Origin of the sequence: Phenylobacterium sp. LjRoot219, assembly GCF_964252995.1 — a bacterium.
In the GTDB taxonomy this organism is placed as follows: Bacteria; Pseudomonadota; Alphaproteobacteria; order Caulobacterales; family Caulobacteraceae; genus Phenylobacterium.
The window spans coordinates 682,487-702,670 of record NZ_CAXUQI020000001.1 but is presented as its reverse complement, the minus strand read 5'-3'; the positions used below and the strand labels follow the sequence as shown (position 1 = coordinate 702,670).

Annotated in this window: 17 protein-coding genes and 1 riboswitch; of the genes, 9 read left to right on the top strand and 8 right to left on the bottom strand. The window is 71.2% G+C overall.

Annotated features, from left to right (window positions below; genetic code table 11):
- Positions 1–12 precede the first annotated feature (12 nt).
- Positions 13–105: riboswitch (glycine riboswitch) on the top strand.
- Positions 106–271: 166 nt separating this feature from the next.
- From gcvT to ACSQ14_RS03400, 7 genes are all read left to right on the top strand, one after another.
- On the top strand, positions 272–1,408 hold the full coding sequence (gene gcvT, locus ACSQ14_RS03430; protein WP_436009744.1) for a glycine cleavage system aminomethyltransferase GcvT: 1,137 nt from the start codon (positions 272–274) through the stop codon (positions 1,406–1,408).
- Between the two features lie 345 nt (positions 1,409–1,753).
- Positions 1,754–2,119, top strand: a complete 366-nt coding sequence (gene gcvH, locus ACSQ14_RS03425) for a glycine cleavage system protein GcvH (RefSeq protein WP_436009742.1) — start codon at positions 1,754–1,756, stop codon at positions 2,117–2,119.
- Between the two features lie 29 nt (positions 2,120–2,148).
- Positions 2,149–3,495 (top strand): aminomethyl-transferring glycine dehydrogenase subunit GcvPA, encoded by a 1,347-nt coding sequence (gene gcvPA, locus ACSQ14_RS03420; RefSeq protein ID WP_436009740.1) that lies wholly within the window; start codon positions 2,149–2,151, stop codon positions 3,493–3,495.
- The gene (gene gcvPB / locus ACSQ14_RS03415) at positions 3,492–5,078 is read left to right on the top strand and encodes an aminomethyl-transferring glycine dehydrogenase subunit GcvPB (protein WP_436009738.1); all 1,587 of its coding nucleotides are present in this window, start codon (positions 3,492–3,494) and stop codon (positions 5,076–5,078) included. Before gcvPA ends, gcvPB begins: the two co-directional genes overlap by 4 nt.
- 121 nt (positions 5,079–5,199) lie before the next feature.
- Complete coding sequence (locus ACSQ14_RS03410) at positions 5,200–5,634, top strand: hypothetical protein (RefSeq protein WP_436009736.1); 435 nt, start codon at positions 5,200–5,202, stop codon at positions 5,632–5,634.
- A 149-nt stretch (positions 5,635–5,783) separates the two neighbouring features.
- Positions 5,784–6,212, top strand: coding sequence for a hypothetical protein (locus ACSQ14_RS03405; RefSeq protein ID WP_436009734.1), 429 nt, complete (start codon positions 5,784–5,786; stop codon positions 6,210–6,212).
- A gap of 116 nt (positions 6,213–6,328) precedes the next feature.
- Positions 6,329–8,359, top strand: a complete 2,031-nt coding sequence (locus ACSQ14_RS03400; RefSeq protein WP_436009732.1) for a TonB-dependent receptor domain-containing protein — start codon at positions 6,329–6,331, stop codon at positions 8,357–8,359.
- Between the two features lie 4 nt (positions 8,360–8,363).
- On the opposite strand, the gene ACSQ14_RS03395 is transcribed toward ACSQ14_RS03400, so the two are convergent.
- From ACSQ14_RS03395 to ACSQ14_RS03370, 6 genes are all read right to left on the bottom strand, one after another.
- Positions 8,364–9,977 carry an FAD-dependent oxidoreductase gene (locus ACSQ14_RS03395; RefSeq protein WP_436009730.1) on the bottom strand — a complete coding sequence of 538 codons (1,614 nt, stop codon included), beginning with the start codon at positions 9,975–9,977 and terminating at the stop codon, positions 8,364–8,366.
- Between the two features lie 108 nt (positions 9,978–10,085).
- A complete protein-coding gene (locus tag ACSQ14_RS03390) occupies positions 10,086–10,589 on the bottom strand; it encodes a F0F1 ATP synthase subunit B (RefSeq protein ID WP_436009728.1) in 504 nt (167 codons plus the stop codon).
- The gene (locus ACSQ14_RS03385) at positions 10,589–11,191 is read right to left on the bottom strand and encodes a F0F1 ATP synthase subunit B family protein (protein WP_436009726.1); all 603 of its coding nucleotides are present in this window, start codon (positions 11,189–11,191) and stop codon (positions 10,589–10,591) included. Before ACSQ14_RS03385 ends, ACSQ14_RS03390 begins: the two co-directional genes overlap by 1 nt.
- A 62-nt stretch (positions 11,192–11,253) precedes the next feature.
- Entirely contained in the window at positions 11,254–11,478 is a 225-nt protein-coding gene (locus ACSQ14_RS03380) for a F0F1 ATP synthase subunit C (protein ID WP_436009724.1), read from the bottom strand.
- Positions 11,479–11,534: 56 nt separating this feature from the next.
- Positions 11,535–12,320, bottom strand: coding sequence for a F0F1 ATP synthase subunit A (locus ACSQ14_RS03375; RefSeq protein WP_436009722.1), 786 nt, complete (start codon positions 12,318–12,320; stop codon positions 11,535–11,537).
- A gap of 16 nt (positions 12,321–12,336) precedes the next feature.
- A complete protein-coding gene (locus tag ACSQ14_RS03370) occupies positions 12,337–12,855 on the bottom strand; it encodes an AtpZ/AtpI family protein (RefSeq protein ID WP_436009720.1) in 519 nt (172 codons plus the stop codon).
- Between the two features lie 145 nt (positions 12,856–13,000).
- Between ACSQ14_RS03370 and ACSQ14_RS03365 the strand changes: the two genes are divergently transcribed.
- Positions 13,001–14,218 carry a mannosyltransferase family protein gene (locus ACSQ14_RS03365; RefSeq protein WP_436009718.1) on the top strand — a complete coding sequence of 406 codons (1,218 nt, stop codon included), beginning with the start codon at positions 13,001–13,003 and terminating at the stop codon, positions 14,216–14,218.
- A complete protein-coding gene (locus ACSQ14_RS03360; RefSeq protein WP_436009716.1) occupies positions 14,215–14,367 on the top strand; it encodes a hypothetical protein in 153 nt (50 codons plus the stop codon). The genes ACSQ14_RS03365 and ACSQ14_RS03360 overlap by 4 nt, the downstream gene beginning before the upstream one ends.
- Before the next feature lie 22 nt (positions 14,368–14,389).
- Here ACSQ14_RS03360 and ACSQ14_RS03355 read toward each other — a convergent pair whose 3' ends face one another.
- Together ACSQ14_RS03355 and ACSQ14_RS03350 are read right to left on the bottom strand one after the other, a co-directional pair.
- Positions 14,390–16,495, bottom strand: coding sequence for a DUF6311 domain-containing protein (locus ACSQ14_RS03355; protein WP_436009714.1), 2,106 nt, complete (start codon positions 16,493–16,495; stop codon positions 14,390–14,392).
- Between the two features lie 170 nt (positions 16,496–16,665).
- Positions 16,666–20,109, bottom strand: a complete 3,444-nt coding sequence (locus ACSQ14_RS03350; RefSeq protein WP_436009712.1) for a chromosome segregation SMC family protein — start codon at positions 20,107–20,109, stop codon at positions 16,666–16,668.
- Positions 20,110–20,184 lie beyond the last annotated feature (75 nt).

Here is a 20,184-nt window from a genome sequence, read left to right as displayed (position 1 = left end):
CCCACCTTCCCGCCGACTCTCGCGGGAGATACCGGATCTTCGAGTCCGGAGCCGAAGGCGCAACCGCCCCGGAAACGCTCAGGCACAACGGACCGCGACGAGCTGATGCACGCTGGAAAGTAGCCGCCGGTTCCCGGTCGGCTCGCCGAAGGAGCAGAGGGCCGCCAACCATCGGCGGAACCCGAAATCTCTCAGGCCCCAGGACAGCGGGGGCGCGAAACGCCGGGACGCGGGTTCCGGCCGTTCGCTGGTCATCAGCCGGAGTCCGCCCATGTCCGACCAGTCGCCTGAACACCCGTCCGGCAAGGTCCTGAAGACCACGCCGCTGAGCGAGGCGCATGTGGCGCTGGGCGCGCGCATGGTCGAGTTCGCCGGCTACCAGATGCCGGTGCAGTACCCCGAAGGGGTGCTCAAGGAGCACCTCTGGACCCGCGAGCACGCCGGCCTGTTCGACGTCAGCCACATGGGCCAGGCCCGGCTGCGCGGGGCCGACCCGCTGGCCGCCTTCGAGACCCTGACGCCCGGCGACTTCGCCGGCCTGAAGCCCGGCAAGCAGCGCTACTCGCTGCTGCTCAACGCCGACGGCGGGATCGTCGACGACCTGATGGCCGCGCGGCCGGACGACGACGGCCTGTTCGTCGTCGTCAACGGCGCCTGCAAGGACAATGACTACCAGCTGATCAGCGCGGCGCTGGCCGGGACCGCCGAGGTCGAGCGGCTGGAAGACCGCGCGCTGATCGCCCTGCAGGGGCCGGAGGCCGCCGCCGTGCTCAAGCAGCACGTGCCCGAGGCCGCGCTGATGACCTTCATGGAGGCCCGCACGCTGCCGGGCTTCGGCGTCGAGCTGATCGTCTCGCGCTCCGGCTACACCGGCGAGGACGGCTACGAGATCTCCATCCCGGCCCACGCCGCGACCACCGTCTGGAACACCCTGCTCGCCGACCCGCGGGTCAAGCCGATCGGCCTGGGCGCGCGCGACTCGCTGCGACTGGAGGCCGGCCTGCCGCTCTACGGCCACGACCTGGACGAGACCGTCTCGCCGATCGAGGGCGACCTCGGCTTCGCCCTCGCCAGGCGCCGGCGCGAGGCCGGCGACTTCCCCGGCGCGGCGCGGATCGGCCGCGAGCTGGACGCCGGCCCGGCGCGGGTGCGCGTCGGCCTGAAGGTGCTGGAAGGGGCGCCGGCGCGCGAAGGCGCCGAGATCGCCGACGAGGACGGCGCCGTGATCGGCCGCGTCACCTCCGGCGGCTTCTCGCCCAGCCTGCGGCAGGGCATCGCGCTGGGCTTCGTGCCGCCGCTGTTCTCCGAGCCGGGAACCCGGCTGAAGGTCATCGTCCGCGGCAAGCCGCAGGCCTGCGAGGTCGCCAAGACCCCGTTCGTCACGCACCGCTACGTCCGCAAGCTCTAGTGTGCTGGATCTGAAGTTCGCCCGCACATCGGTCGCGCGCCGAGCGAACTTCAGATCCGAAAAGCACACTAGAAACATATATTTGCTAGTGTCCTGATCGATTCCGAAGTTCGCCAGAGCCCGCCACAAGACGCATGCGAACTTCGGAATCGGGACACTAGAGCAGGATAGGTTCAAACGGAGTCGTTTCCCCCCAGATCCCGCTCATCCCGGCGAAGGCCGGGATCCAGATTCAGCTTGAGCGGCTCGTGGGTTTCACCTGGGTCCCGGCCTTCGCCGGGACGAGCGGGTTAGAGGATCAGCCTAACCTCAACCCGCTTTAGTCACGAAGAGAGAGAGATCCGCATGCGCTTCACCAAGGACCACGAGTGGGTCGAGCTGAACGGCGATATCGCCACCGTCGGCGTCAGCGCCTACGCCGCCGAGCAGCTGGGCGACGTCGTCTTCGTCGAAGTCCCCGAGGTCGGCCGCCAGGTGAAGGCCGGTGACGGCTTCGCCGTGGTGGAGAGCGTCAAGGCCGCCTCCGACGTCTACGCCCCGGTGTCGGGCGAGGTGGTCGAGGCCAACGGCGAGCTGTCCGCCGCCCCCGAGACCGTCAACGCCGCGCCAGAAGCCGCCGGCTGGTTCGCCAAGGTCAAGGTCGCCAACCCGGCCGAAGTCGAGGCGCTGATGGATCGCGCCGCCTACGAAGCCTATCTGCAGACCCTCTAAACCGGCCGCGCCGAAGAGACCTTGCCCGCATGCGCTACCTGCCCCTGACCCCCGACGACCGCGCCGAGATGCTGAGCGTCATCGGCGCGCCCGACGTCGACGCCCTGTTCTGTGACGTGCCGGCGGCCGCCCGGCCGAAGGACCTGTTCGACCTGCCGCTGCACGCCGGCGAGCTGGAGGTCGAGCGCGAGCTGGCGGGCCTGGCGGCGCTGAACCGGCCGGCCGGGGCGGGACCGTCCTTCTGCGGCGCGGGGGCCTACCGGCACCATGTGCCGGCGAGCGTCGACCACATCATCCAGCGCTCGGAGTTCCTCACCAGCTACACGCCCTATCAGCCGGAGATCGCCCAGGGCACGCTGCAGGTTCTTTTTGAGTTTCAAACGCAAGTCGCCGCCCTCACGGGGCTCGAAGTGGCGAACGCGTCGATGTACGACGGCTCCACGGCCTGCGCCGAGGCGGTGATGATGGCCCAGCGGGTCACCCGCCGCGAGAAGGCGATCCTCTCCGGCGGCCTGCATCCGCACTACGCCGCCACCACCCAGACCATCGCCCACGCCGAGGGCATGGAAATCGTCCGGCTGAAGGCGGCGATCGACGCCGAAGCGGCGGTGATCGACGCGATCGACGCCGAGACCGCCTGCGTCGTGGTGCAGACCCCGAACGTGTTCGGCGTGGCCACCGACGTGACCAAGATCGCCGAGGCGGCCCACGCCGCCGGCGCGCTGCTGATCGTGGTGACCACCGAGGCGGTGTCCTTCGGCCTGCTGAAGTCGCCCGGCGCGATGGGCGCCGACATCGCCGTCGCCGAGGGCCAGTCGATCGGCAACGCCCTGAACTTCGGCGGCCCCTACGTCGGCCTGTTCGCCGCGCGCGAGAAGCTGGTGCGGCAGATGCCCGGCCGGCTGTGCGGCGAGACCCTCGACGCCGAGGGCCGCCGCGGCTTCGTGCTGACGCTGTCGACCCGCGAGCAGCATATCCGCCGTGAGAAGGCGACCTCGAACATCTGCACCAACTCCGGCCTGTGCGCGCTGGCCTTCTCGATCCACCTGTCGCTGCTCGGCCAGACCGGCCTGCGCCAGCTGGCCGAGATCAACCACTGCCGCGCCCGCGAGCTGAAGGCGGCGCTGGCCACCCTGCCCGGCGTCGAGATCCTCACCGCCCGGTTCTTCAACGAACTGGCGATCCGCGTGCCCGGCGACGCCGCGGCCCTGGTCGAGGCGGCGCTGGCCGACGGCGTCGTCGCCGGCGTGCCCTACTCGCGCCTGGATCCCCACGCCAGCCTGGACGACGTCCTGCTGCTGGCCGCCACCGAAACCACCACCTCCGACGACATCGCCGCGCTGACGCGCGCCCTGCAACGGAACCTCGGCCGATGAGCATGAACACCGTGGGCCGCCCGACCCGGCCGGACACCGCCAGCGCCGCCGCGAGCGACGCCCCCGCCTCGCTGACCGGCGCGCGCGGCCTGCTGCAGGACGAGCCGCTGATCTTCGAGCTGGGCGGCTGGGAGAAGACCGGCGTCGACCTGCCGCCGGTCGATTTCGACGCCGCCGACCTGGGCGACCTGGTGCGAGCCGAGCCGATCGGCCTGCCGGGCCTGTCGGAACCCGAGGCGGTGCGCCACTACGTGCGTCTCTCGCAGAAGAACCACGCCATCGACCTGGCGCTCTATCCGCTCGGCTCGTGCACCATGAAGCACAACCCGCGGCTCAACGAGAAGATGGCCCGGCTGGCCGGCTTCGCCGACCTGCACCCGCTGCAGCCGGCGTCGACGACGCAGGGCGCCCTCCAGCTGATGGACCGGCTGGCTCACTGGCTGAAGACCCTGACCGGCATGCCGGCGGTGGCGCTGACGCCGAAGGCCGGCGCGCACGGCGAGCTCTGCGGCCTGCTGGCGATCAAGGCGGCGCACGAAGCCGCCGGCCACGGCGAACGCCGCCGGGTGCTGGTGCCGACCTCGGCGCACGGCACCAATCCGGCGACCGCCGCCTTCGTCGGCTACTCGGTGCAGGAGATCGCCCAGACCGAGGACGGCCGCGTCGACCTCGCCGACCTCGCCGCCAAGCTGGGAACGGACGTCGCCTGCATCATGGTGACCAACCCGAACACCTGCGGCCTGTTCGAGCGCGACATCATCGAGATCGCCCGCCTGACCCACGCGGCCGGGGCCTACTTCTACTGCGACGGCGCGAACTTCAACGCCATCGTCGGCCGGGTGAAGCCGGGCGACCTGGGCGTCGACGCCATGCACATCAACCTGCACAAGACCTTCTCGACGCCGCACGGCGGCGGCGGGCCGGGCGCCGGACCGGTGGTGCTGTCGGCCGCCTTGGCGCCGTTCGCGCCCGCCCCCTGGGTGACCCATGGCGCCGACAACCTGGTTCTGACCGAGGAGGCGATCGGCGAGGCCGCCCAGGCCTTCGGCCGGCTCAGCGCCTTCCACGGCCAGATGGGCATGTACGTGCGGGCCTACGCCTACATGCGCAGCCACGGCGCCGACGGCCTGCGCCAGGTCGCCGACGACGCGGTGCTCAACGCCAACTACGTCAAGGCCCGGCTCTCCGACGTCATGAGCCCGGCCTTCCCCGAAGGCCCGTGCATGCACGAGGCGCTGTTCGACGACGCCTGGCTGGAAGGCACCGGGGTGACCACCCTCGACTTCGCCAAGGCGATGATCGACGAGGGCTTCCACCCGATGACCATGTACTTCCCGCTGGTGGTCCACGGGGCGATGCTGATCGAGCCGACCGAGACCGAGTCCAAGCGCGAGCTGGACCGCTTCTGCGAGGCGCTGCGGGCGCTGGCGGCGGCGGCCAAGGCCGGCGACGTCGAGCGCTTCAAGGCCGCGCCGCGGCTCGCCCCGCTGCGGCGGCTGGACGAGACGCTGGCGGCCCGCAAGCCGCGGCTGACCTGGCGGCCGGAGCCGGCTGTGGCGCCGGCGCCATTGGCCGCGGAATAGCACAGCCGTCGCGACCGGCCGGACAGAAGGTCACCTTTACGCCGCGCCTGCCCGTTCACATATGATGGACAGCGCGGCTCCTCCGAACCTCCCCTCGTTCGGCCGCGCCGTCTCGAGTCGCATGTCCGTGTCCATCGCCCTGCCTTCCTTGCGCGAGAGCGCAGCCGCTGGCGGCTGCGCCCGCACGCTGCTGACCCGGCTCGGCCGGCTGCTGCTGCTGACGCTGGGCGGGCTGGTGCTGCTGGTCGGGCTGATCCTCGCGCCCCTGCCCGGCCACGTCGGCCTGCCGCTGCTGGTCGTCGGCCTGATGATCGTGCTGCGCAACTCCTTCGCCGCCAAGCGCCGCTTCCTGCGCCTGCAGCGGCGCTATCCGAAGCTGGTGTTCCCGGTGCGCCGGCTGATGCGCCGCAAGCCGGAGATCGTGCTCGTGCTGTGGCAGCAATACCTGCGGCTGGAGCGCCTGGTGCTGCCGCGCAAGGCGCGGTTTGCGGTCAAGGCGCGGCGCGGGGTGAAGCGCAAGCTGCGGCGCGCCGATCCCCCGGAAGTGGCGGCCTAGCCGCACGGTGTGGCGCCGCCGCCATAAGCCGACGAATAGCAGCGGCGCCCCAAGAATTAACCGAACGTTGCCTTTACGCCGCCATACCAGCCTCACATATCTGAGACACGCGGCTCGCCACGCTCTCCCGCTCGGGGCCGCGCAATAGGTTGTCGCCCGTGTCTCTCGCTCCGCCGTCTTTGCGTTTTGTTCGTGCGTCCGACGAACTCGCTCGCGAGGTCGTGACACGGCTGGCGCGCTGGCTTCTGCTCGGGCTTGGCGGCCTGCTGATCCTGGCCGGCTTCATCATCGCCCCGCTGCCCGGCCCGCTCGGCCTGCCGCTGACGGTGATCGGCCTGATGATCGTGCTGCGCAACTCCTTCGCCGCGCGGCGTCAGTTCGTCCGCCTGCAGCGCGCCCAGCCGAAGATGGTGTTCCCGATCCGCCGGCTGCTGCGCCGCGAGCCCGAGGTGGTGCTGGTGTTCTGGCAGCAGTACCTGCGCGTCGAGCGCATCGTGCTGCCGCGCCGAGCGCGCTTCTCGGTCAAGACCCGCCAGAAGCTGAAGCGCAAGCTGCGGGCGCGGATGGCCGCCCGCTAGGCACGCCGCCGACGGGCTCGCCCCGATCCACCCTTCTGGCGCGACGCGCGCAACAGGCCCTTGCGTCCCAATATGTTATAACATAACACCTGAGCCATAAGCCTCAGGGGGACGCCATGACGCTGCGCAGCCTGCTTTTCCTCGCCACCAGCCTCAGCACGCTGGCCGGCGCCGCACTGGCGCAGCCCGCGCCGCCGACCGAGGTCGCCGAGGTGGTGGTGCAGGCGACGCCCCTGGGCCACACCTTGGCCGAGGTGGCGACCCCGGTCGCCCAGATGAAGGGCGAGGCGCTGGTGCATCGCCGCCAGGCGACGCTGGGCGAGACCTTGCAGGGCATCCCCGGCGTGAACTCCGACACCTTCGGCGGCGGCGCGAGCCGTCCGGTGATCCGCGGCCAGACCGCGCCGCGGGTGAAGGTGCTCTCCGACAGCTCGGAGCTGATGGACGCCTCGGCGGTCTCGCCCGACCACGCGGTGACCACCGAGCCGTTGCTGGTCAAGGAGATCGAGGTGCTGCGCGGGCCGAGCGCCCTGCTCTACGGCGGCGGCGCGATCTCCGGCGCGGTCAACATCATCGACAGCAAGATCCCGACCGAGGCGCCCCAGCGCGGCGTCGAGGGCGTCGCCGAGCTGCGCGCCGGGACCAACGCCGACGAACGCGCCGGGGTCTTCGGCCTCACGGTCGGCGGCGCGAACGCGACCGGCCAGGGGCTGGCGCTGCACTTCGAAGCGGTGGGCCGCTCGAGCGGCGACTACAAGGCCAAGGCGCGGGTGCCGGGGACCTACAACGACACCTCGACGGTGTCGGTCGGCGGCTCCTGGATCGCCCCGCGCGGCTACCTCGGGGCGGCCTTCACCCACCAGCAGAGCGAATACGGCCTGCCGGGCCACAGCCATGAGTTCGAGGCCTGCCATCCGCACGGGACGGTGCTGCATTGCGGCGACCATGCGGACGACGACGACCACGATCATGATCACGACGCCGGCGGCGAGGACGTGCCCTTCGTGAAGCTCGACAGCGAGCGCTGGGACATCCGCGGTGAGTACCGCGAGCCGTTCGCCGGCGTCGAGCGCGTGCGGCTGCGCGCCGGCTTCACCGACTACCGCCACGACGAGATGGACGAGAACGTCGTCGCCACCACCTTTCTCAACAAGGGCCACGACGCCCGCGTAGAGCTGGAGCACAAGCCGCTGCTGGGCTGGCGCGGCGCGATGGGCGTGCAGACCGCCAAGAGCGACTTCAGCGCGCTCGGCGAAGAGGCCTTCCTGCCGTCCACCGACACCCGCGCCACCGGGATCTTCATCTTCGAGGAGCTGCAGCGCGGGGCCTGGCACTTCGAGGTCGCCGCGCGCAAGGACTGGCAGAAGATCGACGGCGCCGACGTCGTCGGGACCGACCACGATCCGTTCTCGCTGTCGGCCTCGGCCCGCTGGAATTTCAGTGGCGGCTATTCGCTGGCGCTGTCGGCCTCGCGCTCGCAGCGCGCCCCGACCGCGCAGGAGCTGTACGCCGACGGCGTGCACCTGGCGACCAACACCTTCGAAATCGGCGATCCGGGCCTGAAGGTCGAAACCGCCAGCACTCTGGACCTGACCTTCCGCAAGACCTCCGGCGCGACCACCTTCACGCTCGGCGTCTTCCACAATCGCATCAACGACTACATCTTCGCCGAGACGCTGGATCAGTTCGAGGAGTTCCGGCTGATCCGCTACGCCCAGCAGGACGCCCGCTTCACCGGCCTCGACGGCGAGCTGAGCCACGAGGTCTCGCCGGAGGTCAGCGCCACGCTGTTCGGCGACTATGTGCGGGCCAGGCTGACCGACGGCGCCGGCGACCTGCCGCGGATCCCCGCCGGCCGGCTGGGCGCGCGCGTCAACGGCGATTGGAGCCGGCTGAACGGCGAGCTCGAGTACTACCACGTGTTCGAACAGGGGAAGGTCGCCGCCTTCGAGGACAAGACGCCCGGCTACGACATGGTCAACGCCACGGTCGGCTACGACCTGCTGACCGGCGACCGCGACCTGGAGGTCTACCTGCGCGGGACCAACCTGCTCGACAAGCTGGCGCTGAACCACGCCTCCTTCATCAGCCGCGCCGCGCCCCTGCCTGGCCGGACCTTCGTGCTCGGCCTGCGCACCGCCTTCTGACGGCTCAGGCGGCCAGCTCGCGCCGCAGCGTCGCGGACAGGTGATCGGCGCTGCGCAGCGCCAGGGCGACGATCGTCAGCGTCGGGTTGGCCCAGCCCGAGGTCGGGAACAGCGAGCTGCCGGCCACGTAGAGGTTCGGCACGCCGTGCACCCGGCCCTGGGCGTCGGTCACGCCGTCGCGGGGGCTCGCAGACATGCGCGTCGTGCCCATGTGGTGATAGCCGCCGAACGGGTGGGCGCTGACCGTGTCGGCGCGCCAGGTCGCCTCCACCTCGCTCAGCCAGTCGGCCGCCTCGACGCGACCGAGCCCCAGGCGGGCGAACTCGGCGCCGACCACTTCGATCAGGGTACGGACGCTGTCGACGTCGAGCTGGCTGGTCCGCCAGTCGAGCGCCACGCGCGGCAGCCCCAAGGGGTCGGTCTGGTCGGTCAGTCGGACGCGGCTTAGAGGGTTCGGCGCCTGTTCGGCGCGGATGGAGAGGCACAGATCACGCTGGCCCAGCCGGTGCATGAGCCACGGCCGGAGCGGATCGGTCCGCCGCTTGACCCATTTGGCGGCCTTCTTCGTCGCCCGCCGGAACGTCCGGCCGCGACGGTTCGGACCGATGCTGTGCTTGATGCGCATATAGGCCCGCAGACCCCAGAAGGCCTCCTGGCCGGCCGGCGGGCGCAGCCTCAGCGTCAGCGAGGAGTTGAGAATGCCGCGCTCAGCCTGCAGCGCGTCGGAGGGCCGGATCAGCGCGCCGATCTCCTGGCCGTCGACCAGGTGGGTTCGGCCGAACGCGTCGAGCAGCCGCCAGGCTGCGCCGTGAAGAATGCGGCCGCCGCGGGTATGCGGATGCTCCATGAAGTAGCGGCCGACCTGATCGTGGGCGTTGCCGAGCCCCTGCGGCGCGACCGACCGCGAGGCCAGCAGCAGGCGCGGGTTCTCGACGCCGCCGGTCGCCAGGACGACGGCCTGCGCGTCCACCTTCAAGGCTGCGCCGGTCAGGGATTTTGCGGCGACCCGCACCACCCGCCGCCCGTCGGCGCTGAGCTCCAGCTCGGTCGCCGTCGCGTGGGTGACGACCGTGGCGCGGGGGTGCTCCACCAGGTCCTGGCAGGCGTCGAAGACGAAGCGGTTGAACCGGCGGTCGAAGGTCCACAGGCTGAGTTGCAGCCGCGCGTCGGCGAACTCCGGCGGCCGCACGCCGGCGCCGCGTAGGCCGGCCAGGTCCGGCGGCTGCTCCGGCAGGTCGAACAGCCGCCGGGCCGGACCGTAGTAAGGGGAAAGGTCGCTCCAGCCGATCGGCCAGCCGGAATGCGGCACCCAGGCGCGCGTCTCCAGGTCGATCGGATCGAGTTCGACGACGCGGCCGCCCCAGATGGCGGTGGTGCCGCCAAAGAACCGCAGGCGCGCGTCCTCAAGGTCGTAGTAGGGCTCGCCGATGTTCGCCCCGGCGTTCAGTCCGGCGGTCGCGGGCTCGTAATCCAGGCCGCCGCTTTCCAGCAGCACGATGCCGTGGCCGAGCTCCAGCAGTCGTCGCGCGGCGGTGATCCCGGCGGCGCCCGCGCCGATGATGCAGACTTCCGTCTGCAGGGCCTCGGGCCGATCCGCATCCTGCAGGTCCAGGTGCATTCGCCAAGGCTAGGAGTGGGCGCGCGCGCCGCAATGTCCTGCGGTCCTGGAATGCAAAAAGGCCCCGGAGCGTGCTCCGGGGCCTCTTCGTACGCTTGGCGCTGCGAACTATTGCAGCTTGGAGGCGATCTGGCTGATCGCCGCGTCGACCAGCGGGTCCGCCTTGGCGCCGGCGAGGCGCTGGGCGAGCATGGTCTCGGCGGCCTGGGCGGCCATTTCGGCCGCCACGGCCTTAACCTCGGCCGCGGCCTGCATCTCGGCCGTGGCGATCTTGCGTTCGGCGACCGCTTGGCGGCGCGCCAGGCTCTCGGCGAGCTTGGCCTTCGCGTCCGCTTCCAGACGCTCGACCTGGGCCTGGGCCTGGGCGAGCATTTCCTTGGCGTGACGTTCGGCTTCGGCGCGTTCGGCCTTCAGCGTCTCGAGCAGGGCCTGGGCTTCCTCACGGATCCGAGCCGCTTCGTCGAGATTGGCCTGAATGGCCGCCGACTGAGCGTCCAGCGCCGCGGCGACCTTCTTCGGCGCCTTGGCCCCAAAGACCACGATGGCGAGGAAGATGACCAGGCCGGCGGCGACCCAGAATTCCGCGTGCGCGGGATTGAGCAGTGCGGGCATCAGGCCACCCCTTCCGGCGTGCGGGCGGTGAGCGCGGCGTCCACCTCGGACCGCGAAGGCGCGGCCCCGGTGAGCTTGGCGACAATGGCTTCAGCCGTGTCCGCCGCGATCTGGCCGACGTTGGTCATCGCCTGATCGCGCATGATGCGGATCCGCTCCTCGGCCTTTTCCAGTTCGGCCTGGAGGCGCTGGTCCTCGGCGGCTTGGCTGGCGGCCAGATTGGCTTGCGCCTTGGCGCTGGCGTCGGCCGCGACGCGACGCGCCTGGGCGCGGGCGTCTTCGGTCTCCGCCTTGGCGGCGGCGGCCTGAGCGTCAGCCTCGGCCTGGACCCGACGCGCCTGCTCCACCGCATCAGCGATGGTCTGGGCGCGGGTGTCCTGGATTTGGCGCAGGCGAGGCACGAAGACCTTCGCCAGCAAGGCGTACAGGACGGCGAAGACCACGAGCAGCCAGATGATCTGGCCGCCCCAGTATTCCATCCGGAACTGCGGCAGGCCGCCGCTTCCGTGCGCTTCGGTGGTCGCCGTCGTGTGCTCGGCGGCGGGCGCGTGCCCGTCGGCGTGCGGGACGACGTCCATCTCGGTGTTGGTTTCGGCGGCCATCAGGCTTCGTCGATCCTAAGACGGCGAGGCGGGAGCAAGCTCCCGCGCTCGCGCAACGCTATTTAGCTGAAGAGGATGAGCAGGCCGAGCACGAAGGCCAGGATGCCCAGGGCTTCGGTCAGAGCCGCGCCCAGGATCAGGTTCGTGAACTGGCCGCCGGCGGCCGACGGATTGCGGGTCGCGCCTTGCAGGAAGCCCGAGAAGATCATGCCCACGCCGATGGAGGCGCCGAGCATGCCGAGGGTCGCGAGGCCCGCACCGATGAACTTAGCCGCAGCCGGATCCATGTTTTTAGTCCCGTTTGGTTATGAGAGTGGAGGTTGTTGACTTGAAGTTTCGGCCGTCAGTGATGATGGCCGAGGTTCACCACGTCGTTGAGATAGACGCAGGCGAGAACCGCGAAAACGAAAGCTTGCAGAAACGCCACCAGGAACTCGAGCGCGGTGAGCGCCACCACGCCGCCGAGCGCCAGGGCCGCGCCGGGGATGCCGAGCAGGCCGAGGCCGCCGCTGGCGGCCAGACCGCCCAGCGAGACCACGAAGCCGGCGAACACCTTCATCGCCACGTGGCCGCCGAGCATGTTGCCGAACAGACGAAGCGCGAGAGTGACCGGACGCAGCAGGAAGGAGATCACCTCGATCGGGGTGACCAGCGCCAGCATGTACCACGGCACGCCCGAGGGCACGAACAGCTTGAAGAAGCCGAGGCCGTTGCGGGCGAAGCCGACGATCAGCACCAGGAGGATGGTGATCGCGCCGAGGGTCGCGGTGACCGCCAGCTGCGACGTGGCGGTGAACACCAGGAACAGACCCAGGATGTTCATCACCAGGATGAACAGGAAGATCGTGAACAGGAAGGGGAAGAACTTCCGGCCTTCGTGGCCGATGATCCCCACCGCCAGATTGTCGATATAGTTGAACGCGCCTTCGCCGATCACCTGCAGGCGACCGGGCACGACCTTCGGGCTGGCCGTGACGACCGCCATGAAGGCGATGATCAGGCCCGCAGCGAGCGTCATCGCCAGCGTCGAGTTGGTGAACGCCATATCGATGACGCCCACCCCCGGCAGGGTGATGTCGGGGAGGTCCGCGATTTTCGCGACCTCAAACTGATGCATCGGGTCGGCCATGCCGCCTCGGTCTCCGTCAATCGTCGTCTTTGTCGTCGTCGGGGCCGAGGTCCTGCGGAGAACCCCACTCCTGCGCAGCTTCAGCGCTCATCGCCTGGGCTGACCGTACGGCCATCCAGATCGACACGCCGAAGCCCAACAGGACCCCGATGATCAAACCCCAAGGCCCCGTATTCGCGAACCAATCGATCGCGAACCCGAATCCAAACCCAACCATCACCCCGCCGACGAGTACGCCCAGCAAGCGGTAGCCGTAGCCGGCCGCATGCGAGCCATAATCGCTCACCTCCGGGGTCGTCCGCGCCTCAAGCGCGCCGGCCCGTTGTTGAAGGCGTCGAATCGCCTCTTCGCGCGTCTCTTCCGGGGGCGGCATCGTCGCTAGATCTTCCAAGCGACCACGACGTCGCCGCCGCGGCGGGGCTTCCAAAGTCGCGCGGAACCTATAGACGGCGGTGCGGTGCGTCAAGGCTAGGCAGATATTGCCTAACCGACTGATAAATCTGAACTTCTCGCCGCGCGGCACGATCTGCCGCACGCGCCACGCTACGATCTCGAAATATCACGGCGGACTTGCGGCGTCACAGCGGCTGTGGACAAGCCTTCGCGGCTTTGTGGCGGCCTTGCGAGACGCCGCGAGGAATAGGCATCCTCGGCTCCGGATCCGCGCGGAGAGCCTGCTGTTGAGCCTCGCCCTCGAAGAATCGGCCGCGGTCACGACGCCCGCGCGCGGCGGCCCGCGAGCGTTTCTCAGCCGTCACAAGGCGGTGCTCTACGCCTTCCTCGCCAGCCGGCTGGCGCTGTTCGCGGTCGGGCTGATGACGCAGATCTTCATCGAGCCGTTCTCCAGCCAGGTCAGCCCGCTGCAGCTCACCGATTCCGCGGCGCTGCGGATGTGGGGCCAGTGGGACACCGGCTGGTACGTCACCCTCGCAACCGCGGGCTACGCCGCCGAGCCGGGGCTCGACGGGCAGGTGAACTGGGCGTTCTTCCCGGCTTTTCCGCTGCTCTCGGCGGCGCTGGCGCAGCTCACCGGCCTGCCGGTGTTTACCGCCATGCTGGTGGTCTCGAACCTCAGCTTCCTCGCCGCCCTGTTCCTGATCCACCGCTTCGCCCAGGACGAATTCGATCCCCGCACGGCGGACCTCACCGTGGCGCTGATCTGCGCGGCGCCCGGCAGTTACATCTTCTCTTCGGCCTACACGGAATCGCTGTTCCTGCTGGGACTGTCGGGCTGCCTGCTGCTGCTGCGGGCCCGCCGCTGGCTGGCGGCCGGCGGCTTCGCAGCCCTGGCGGTGCTCACCCGCAACCTCGGCGTCGGCCTGCTGCTGCCGTTCGCCTTCGCCGCCGCGCCGGGCCTGTGGGGGCTCGGCCGCCAGGTCCTCGCCGGGCGCCTGGAGAGCCGGCGACCGTTCGTTAGCGAGACCCTCCGCGTCGGCGTGGGCATGGCCCTGCCCGTCCTCGCGCTCGCCGGCTTCTGCCTGTTCCTCTACGCCCGCACCGGCGATCCGCTGGCCTTCGTCACCGCCCAGCAGGCCTGGGGCCGAGATCTGCGCATTCCATTCGTCCGGCCACTGACCCCGCTGATCGCCGGCGATCTCACCGCGAGTCAGGTGTTCAGTTTCGCCGCCTGCTGGCTGTCGCTGAGCCTGGTCGCCGCGCTCGCCTTGATGCGCCGCTGGTCGCTGTTCGCGCTCGCCGCCTTCCTGACGCTGGCGCCGATGGCCTCCGGGCTGACGTCCTATGCGCGGTACTGCCTGGTGGCGCTGCCGCTGTTCCTCGCCGGCGCGAAGCTGCTCGCGTCGCGCCCGGCGGCGGCCGGCGCCGCCTTGGTCACCTTCGCGACCCTCAACGGCTTCCTGATGGTCGCCTGGACGCTCTGCATGGAGGTGACCGCGTGAGCCTCGAACGGATCGCCGCCCGCCTGATCCTCTTCGGCCTGGTGGTCGTCGTCGGCTTCCTGCTGCTGCAGCTGGCGCGCAAGGCCGACCACGCCTACGCGAATCGCCAGACCCCGACGGCCGGGACCAGCCAGCCGGCGGCGGACTGACCCTCGGCCCGCTTCCGCGCCCCTACGGCGCGAGATCCAGCCGCACGGATTGCAGCCCGACGCCGAGCTGACGGCTGTCCGTCGACGGACCCACCGCGCTGGGGGCCAGCGGCCGATCGACCTTCAGCACGACATTCAGCTGGGTCCCTGAAACCAGCGCGCGCGGAATGCGCACCTGATATTCGGCGGGCGGCCCGGCGAGGGTCCAGCGCCCGACCGGCTGGCCGCCCACCATCACCGACACGCCCTGGCCTTCCGGGAACGGCTGGACGACGGCGGTCAGCAGAAGGTCGCGCTCGGGCGCGGCCGGCAGGCGGAAGACCAGTTCCGGCGCAGCGCCGTCCGACCAGACGCCCCACCCCTCCGGCCGGCTCCAGTCGCGGGCGAGCATGCAGCGGAACTGCGGTGTGTCCGGCGCCAAGGCGACAGTCTGGCCGATCGGGAAGGACGCGGCCGGCGCCGGGCGCAAGGCGAACGGATAGCGGGCGTTCGCCGGCGGGATCACCAGGACCCGGTTCACCAGCTTGATCCGGGCAGGATCGACGCCCCCCGGGATGCAGCCGTCGGTAAGGATATAGAGATGCCGCGGATTGAGCTCCCCGCGCAGGAACTGGCGCCGCGCGGCTTCCTCGAACGCCTTCTGCGCCGGATTCTCCCGCGCGGTGTACATGACGTTGACAGGCCGGCTCAGCGACGAGGCGCGCCAGGCGATCTCGTAGAACAGCTTGCCGTCGAGGTGCGGGTCCGGCGGCTGGAATTCGACGACGTCGGCGCTGGCGATCAGCGCCTCCCACTTCTTGCTGGAGGTGAGCACCCAGGTCTCGGGCTGCGCCGCCTCGGCGGTGAGGGCGCGCGCGGCGGTCGTGAAGCCGGGCAGATCGAGGAACTGCAACACGATGGCCGCCAGGCCGACGCCGAGCGCCGCCACCCGCCGCAGCGTGAACACCAGCTCGAGCGCGACCAGGATCAGCACGTAGGCGCAGGGCCAGAACAGCCGCCCCGAGGCGCGGAAGGTGCTGGTCAGATGGAAGGGGATCCAGTCGTACTCGTTGCTGGCCACGTTGCGGGCGTGCAGCTGAATGTCCTCCGACAACGCCAGCCCGGTGAGCACGAACAGCGCGGGCGCGAGCCAGGCCAGCCAGCTCATCGTGCGCAAGCGCCGGCGGGCGGTCGGCGAGACCAGGGCGGCGACGATCGCGACCGCCACCACCAGCAAGAGGCCGGCGCCGAGGTACTGGAAGCCTTCGAAGACCTGGCCCTCGCCCTGCGGCGCGACCGGCAGGAAGCGCGAGTAGCCGGGCGTGCCCGGATTGATCAGCGCGTCCAGCGCCATCGAGTAGTAGCCAAAGCCGCCAGCGTCGCCCTTGTAGCCGCCGAGCGCGCCGGTCGCCCACAGCGCCGCCACCGGCAGCGCCGCGACCGCCGCCGACCGCGCGGCCAGCGCCGCGAGCCCGCCCAGGGACAGGCGGCGCAGCATCGGCCAGGCCCGCCGCATCACGTCCGAGCCCCAGATCGCCGCGTTCATCGGCAGGAAGTAGGGGTGGATCAGCGCCGACAGCAGCAGGATCACGGCGAACCACAGGTCGCGCCGGCGCTCGCGCGGGACGTTGAGATAGACGTGCAGCGACGCCAGGATCGTCCAGTGGGCGCAGAGGTTGGCGTGGCCCATCCGGTTGATCAGCGTCGGCGCCAGCGTCAGCAGCGTGGCCCCCAGCACCCGCAGCCAGCGATCCTCCGTCGCGTGGCGCAGCAGGGCGTAGCCGACGAAGAACTGCAGCAGGAGGCAGCTGAACAGCCACGGCCCGACGAACTGGAACGGCGTCGGCAGGACCGCGGCGAACGGCTTGAGCAGCAGCGAGACCAGCGGATTGGAGTCGGTGAAGGTCACCATCACGCCGTTCGGCCAGGCCAGCAGCTCCGTGGCCCCGAGCGGCCAGCGCCAGGCGTCATGGCGCAGCGCGTTCCAACCGATCGCATTGGCGCCCCAGTCGCCCTGCAGCAGCCAGCGCGTGTTGGTCGGGATCAGGATCTGCCAGTGGAAGAAATAGAGGAAGATCCCGACCGGGATCGCCGCCATCGCCACATAGAACAGCAGGCCGGGGGAGCTCGCGCGCGTTTCGCTCGTCATGGCCTCTGATTACCAACGGTTGTGAAACTGCAAAGCTTAAAGATGCTCCCCCGCAGGGGGAGCTCCGCCGAAGGCGGTGAGGGGGTTGAAGGCCGCTGTCGCCGTGGGCTGCAACCCCCTCCGGCGCTCCGCGCCACCTCCCCCTGGGGGGAGGACCTGCTCGCCTGTCCCTACTGCGCGGCGATCGCCTCGGCCTGGTGCAGGTCGACCGAGACCAGCTGCGAGACGCCGCGCTCGCCCATGGTGACGCCGAACAGCCGGTCCATCCGGGCCATGGTCACCGGGTTGTGGGTGATGGCGATGAAGCGGGTCTTGGTCCGCTTGGTCATCTCGTCGAGCATGTTGCAGAAGCGGTCGACGTTGGCGTCGTCGAGCGGCGCGTCGACCTCGTCGAGCACGCAGATCGGCGCCGGCTGCGCCAGGAACACGCCGAAGATCAGCGCGGCGGCGGTCAGCGCCTGCTCGCCGCCGCTCATCAGGCTCATGGTCGCCAGCCGCTTGCCCGGCGGGCAGGCGTAGATCTCCAGCCCCGCCTCCAGCGGATCGTCCGACTCCACCAGCCGCAGCTCCGCCTGGCCGCCCTCGAACAGGGTGGCGAACAGGGTCTTGAAGTGCCCGTTGATCACGTCGAAGGCGGCCAGCAGGCGCTCGCGGCCCTCGCCGTTCAGCTCGTCGATCCCCTGGCGCAGCCGGGCGATCGCGCCGGTCAGGTCCGAGCGCTCGGTGTGCATGGTCTGCAGCCGCGCGGCGTGCTCGGCGGCCTCCTCCTCGGCGCGCAGGTTGACCGCGCCGATCCCCTCGCGCTGGCGCTCCAGATTGTAGAGGTGGGACTCCATGCCGCCGGCGTCGGTCGGGATGGCCACCGCCTCGTCGGCCAGTTGCCGGGCCAGCTCCATCGGCTCGACCCGGGCGGTCTCGCGGATCTGGGTGGTGATCTCGACCAGCCGCTGCTGCGCGGCCTCGGCGTGGGCGGCCAGGCTCGCCCGCACCTCGCGCGCCTCGGCGGCGGCGGCGTCGGCGGCGCGCAGCGCCCGGTCGGCCTCGCTGCGCTCGCGGTCGCCGGCGGCCAACGCGTCCGACGACTTGGCGCGCCGCGCCTCGGCCGCAACCAGCTCGTCGAGCAGGGCGGCGCGGCGGGTCTCCAGCGTTCCCGGCGCCTCCTTGGCCGCGCGCAGGCCGGCCTCTGCCTTGTCCCGCGCCTCGACCAGGCCCTCCAGCCGCTTCGCCGCGGCCTGAGCCCTGCGGGTCCAGTCGTCGCGATCCTTGGTCAGGCTCTCCAGCCGACGGGCGCGGCCGGCGCGCTCACGGACCTCCTGCTCGAGCGCGCTGCGCGCGGCGTTGGCGGCCTCGCGGGCGGGGGCCTGCGCGGCGCGCGCCGCGGCCAGCTGGCGCGGCAGGTCGGAGGCCGGGGCGCCGTCGCCGGCGTCGGCGCGCGCCGCGTCGAACGCCGCCTGGTGTTCGGCGACCTCCGCCCCGAACCGGCCGATCAGTTCGTCGAGCGAGGCGGCCTGGGCCTCCTTGCGCGCGGCCTCCTGCTCGAACCGGGCGAGCGCCTGGCGGGCGGCGGCGGCCTTCTGTTCCCAGCTCGGCGGCTCGCGGCGGGCGGCCTTCAGCGCCTCCTCGGCGGCGCGCTGGGCCTGGGCGGCCTGGCCCAGGGTCTCGCGGGCGGCCTTGGCGCGCGGCTCGAGCGCCTCGATCTCGGCCTCGAGCTCGGCGAGCCGGGTCTTCTGCTCCATCCGCACCGCGGCGGGCTTGGGCGCCTCGGCGCGCGCGGTGAAGCCGTCCCAGCGCCAGAGGTCGCCCTCGCGCGACACCAGCCGGCAGCCGGGCGCGATCTGGCTTTGCAGCCGCTCGCCGTCGGCGCGCGCGACCAGGGCGGTGAACGCCAGCCGCGCGGCCAGCGCCGCGGGCGCCTTGACCAGCGAGCCGAGCGGCGCAGCACCGTCCGGCCAAGTCGGCGGCCCAGCCTCGCGCCCGCCCCAGTAGGCCGGGGCGTTGGCGTCCAGCGCCGCGTCCAGGTCGTCGCCGAGCGCCGCGGCCAGCGCCGCCTCGTAGCCGCGGTCCGGGCGGACGGAATCCAGCGCCGTTGCGAAGCCGCCGCGACGCGCCTGGCTGGCGACGCTGGCCAGCGCGCGGGCCTCGGCGGTCAGCCGGCCGAGCTGTTCGTCGAGCTTGCGCGCCGCGTCGCGCGCGACGGCCTCGGCCTCGATCGCCTTGGCGCGGGTCTCTTCGGCGGTCTCCAGCGCGGCGCGGGCGGCGGCCAGCGCGGCCTCGGCGGTCTGCAGATCCGATTGCGCCTGGGCCGCCTGAGGGCTGGCGACCACGCCGATCGCCTCGCGTTCGCGGCGGGCCTGGTCGAGCGCGCGCTGGCTGCGGACCACCCGGGCTTCCGCCTCCTGCACCCGCTGGACGGCGGCGCGGCGCTGGGCCTCGTCGGCGGCGACCTGAGCGGCGAGCCGCTCGACCTCGGCGTCGGCGGCGGCGCGGGCGGCTTCAGCCGCCTTGGCCGCGGCCTCCAGCTCCGGCGTGCGTTCGGGCGCCGCGGCGATCGCCGCCTGCAGCGCGCCGAGATCCGCGAGCAGCCGCTTCAGCGCCGCGTCGGCGTCCTCGACGATATGTGCTTCGCGTGCGCGGTCCGCATCGATGCGGGCGATCTCGTCCGACCGCCAGGCGATCTCGGCGGCGAAGGCCTCGGCCTCGCGGTCGAGCCGATCCTTGTCGATCGCCAGCTTGTGCAGGATAGCGGCGGAGACCGTCTCGGCCTCGCGCAATGGCCGCAGCGCCGCTTCGGCGTCGGCGGCCCGCTGGGTCGCCTGGCCGGCGGCGCGCGCGGTGTCCTCGACCGCCCGGACCGCGGCGTGCATGTCCGAGGTCAGCCGCTGGGAGGTCTCGCGCGCCTCGTTCCAGCGGGCGTAGAGCACCGCCCCCTGCAGCGCGCGGATCTCCGCCGACAGCTTCTTGTAGCGTTCCGCCTGGCGCGCCTCGCGCTTCAGCCGGTTGAGGGCCGTCTCCAGCTCGCGGGAGACGTCGTCCAGGCGCGCGAGGTTGGCCTCGGCGGCCTTCAGGCGCAGCTCCGCCTCGTGCCGGCGCGAGTGCAGGCCGGAGACGCCGGCCGCCTCTTCCAGGATCATCCGGCGGTTCTGCGGCTTGGCGCCGATCAGTTCGGAGATCTGACCCTGGCGCACCAACGCCGGCGAGTTCGAGCCGGTCGAGGCGTCGGCGAACAGCAGCTGCACGTCCTTCGCCCGCACCTCGCGGCCGTTGATCCGGTAGGTCGAGCCGGCCCCGCGGTCGATCCGGCGCACCACCTCCAGCACCGGATGGTCGTTGAACGCCGGCGGCGCGCGGCGGTCGGAATTGTCGATGGTGAGCTGGACCTCGGCGTGGTTGCGCGAGGCCCGGCCGCCGGAGCCGGCGAAGATCACGTCGTCCATGCCGCCGGCGCGCAGCGCCTTGGCGGAGTTGGCGCCCATCACCCAGCGCAGCGCTTCCAGCAGGTTCGACTTGCCGCAGCCGTTCGGCCCGACGATGCCGGTCAGGCCGGGCTCGATGCGGAACTCGGTCGGCTCGACGAAAGACTTGAAGCCCGAAAGGCGCAGCCGCTGGAAGTGCACGGCGCGGCTCCGGCCTAGAGCAGGATGCGGTCAGGCGAAATCGCCCGGCCACATCCGGCTCTAAGAGCGAAGATC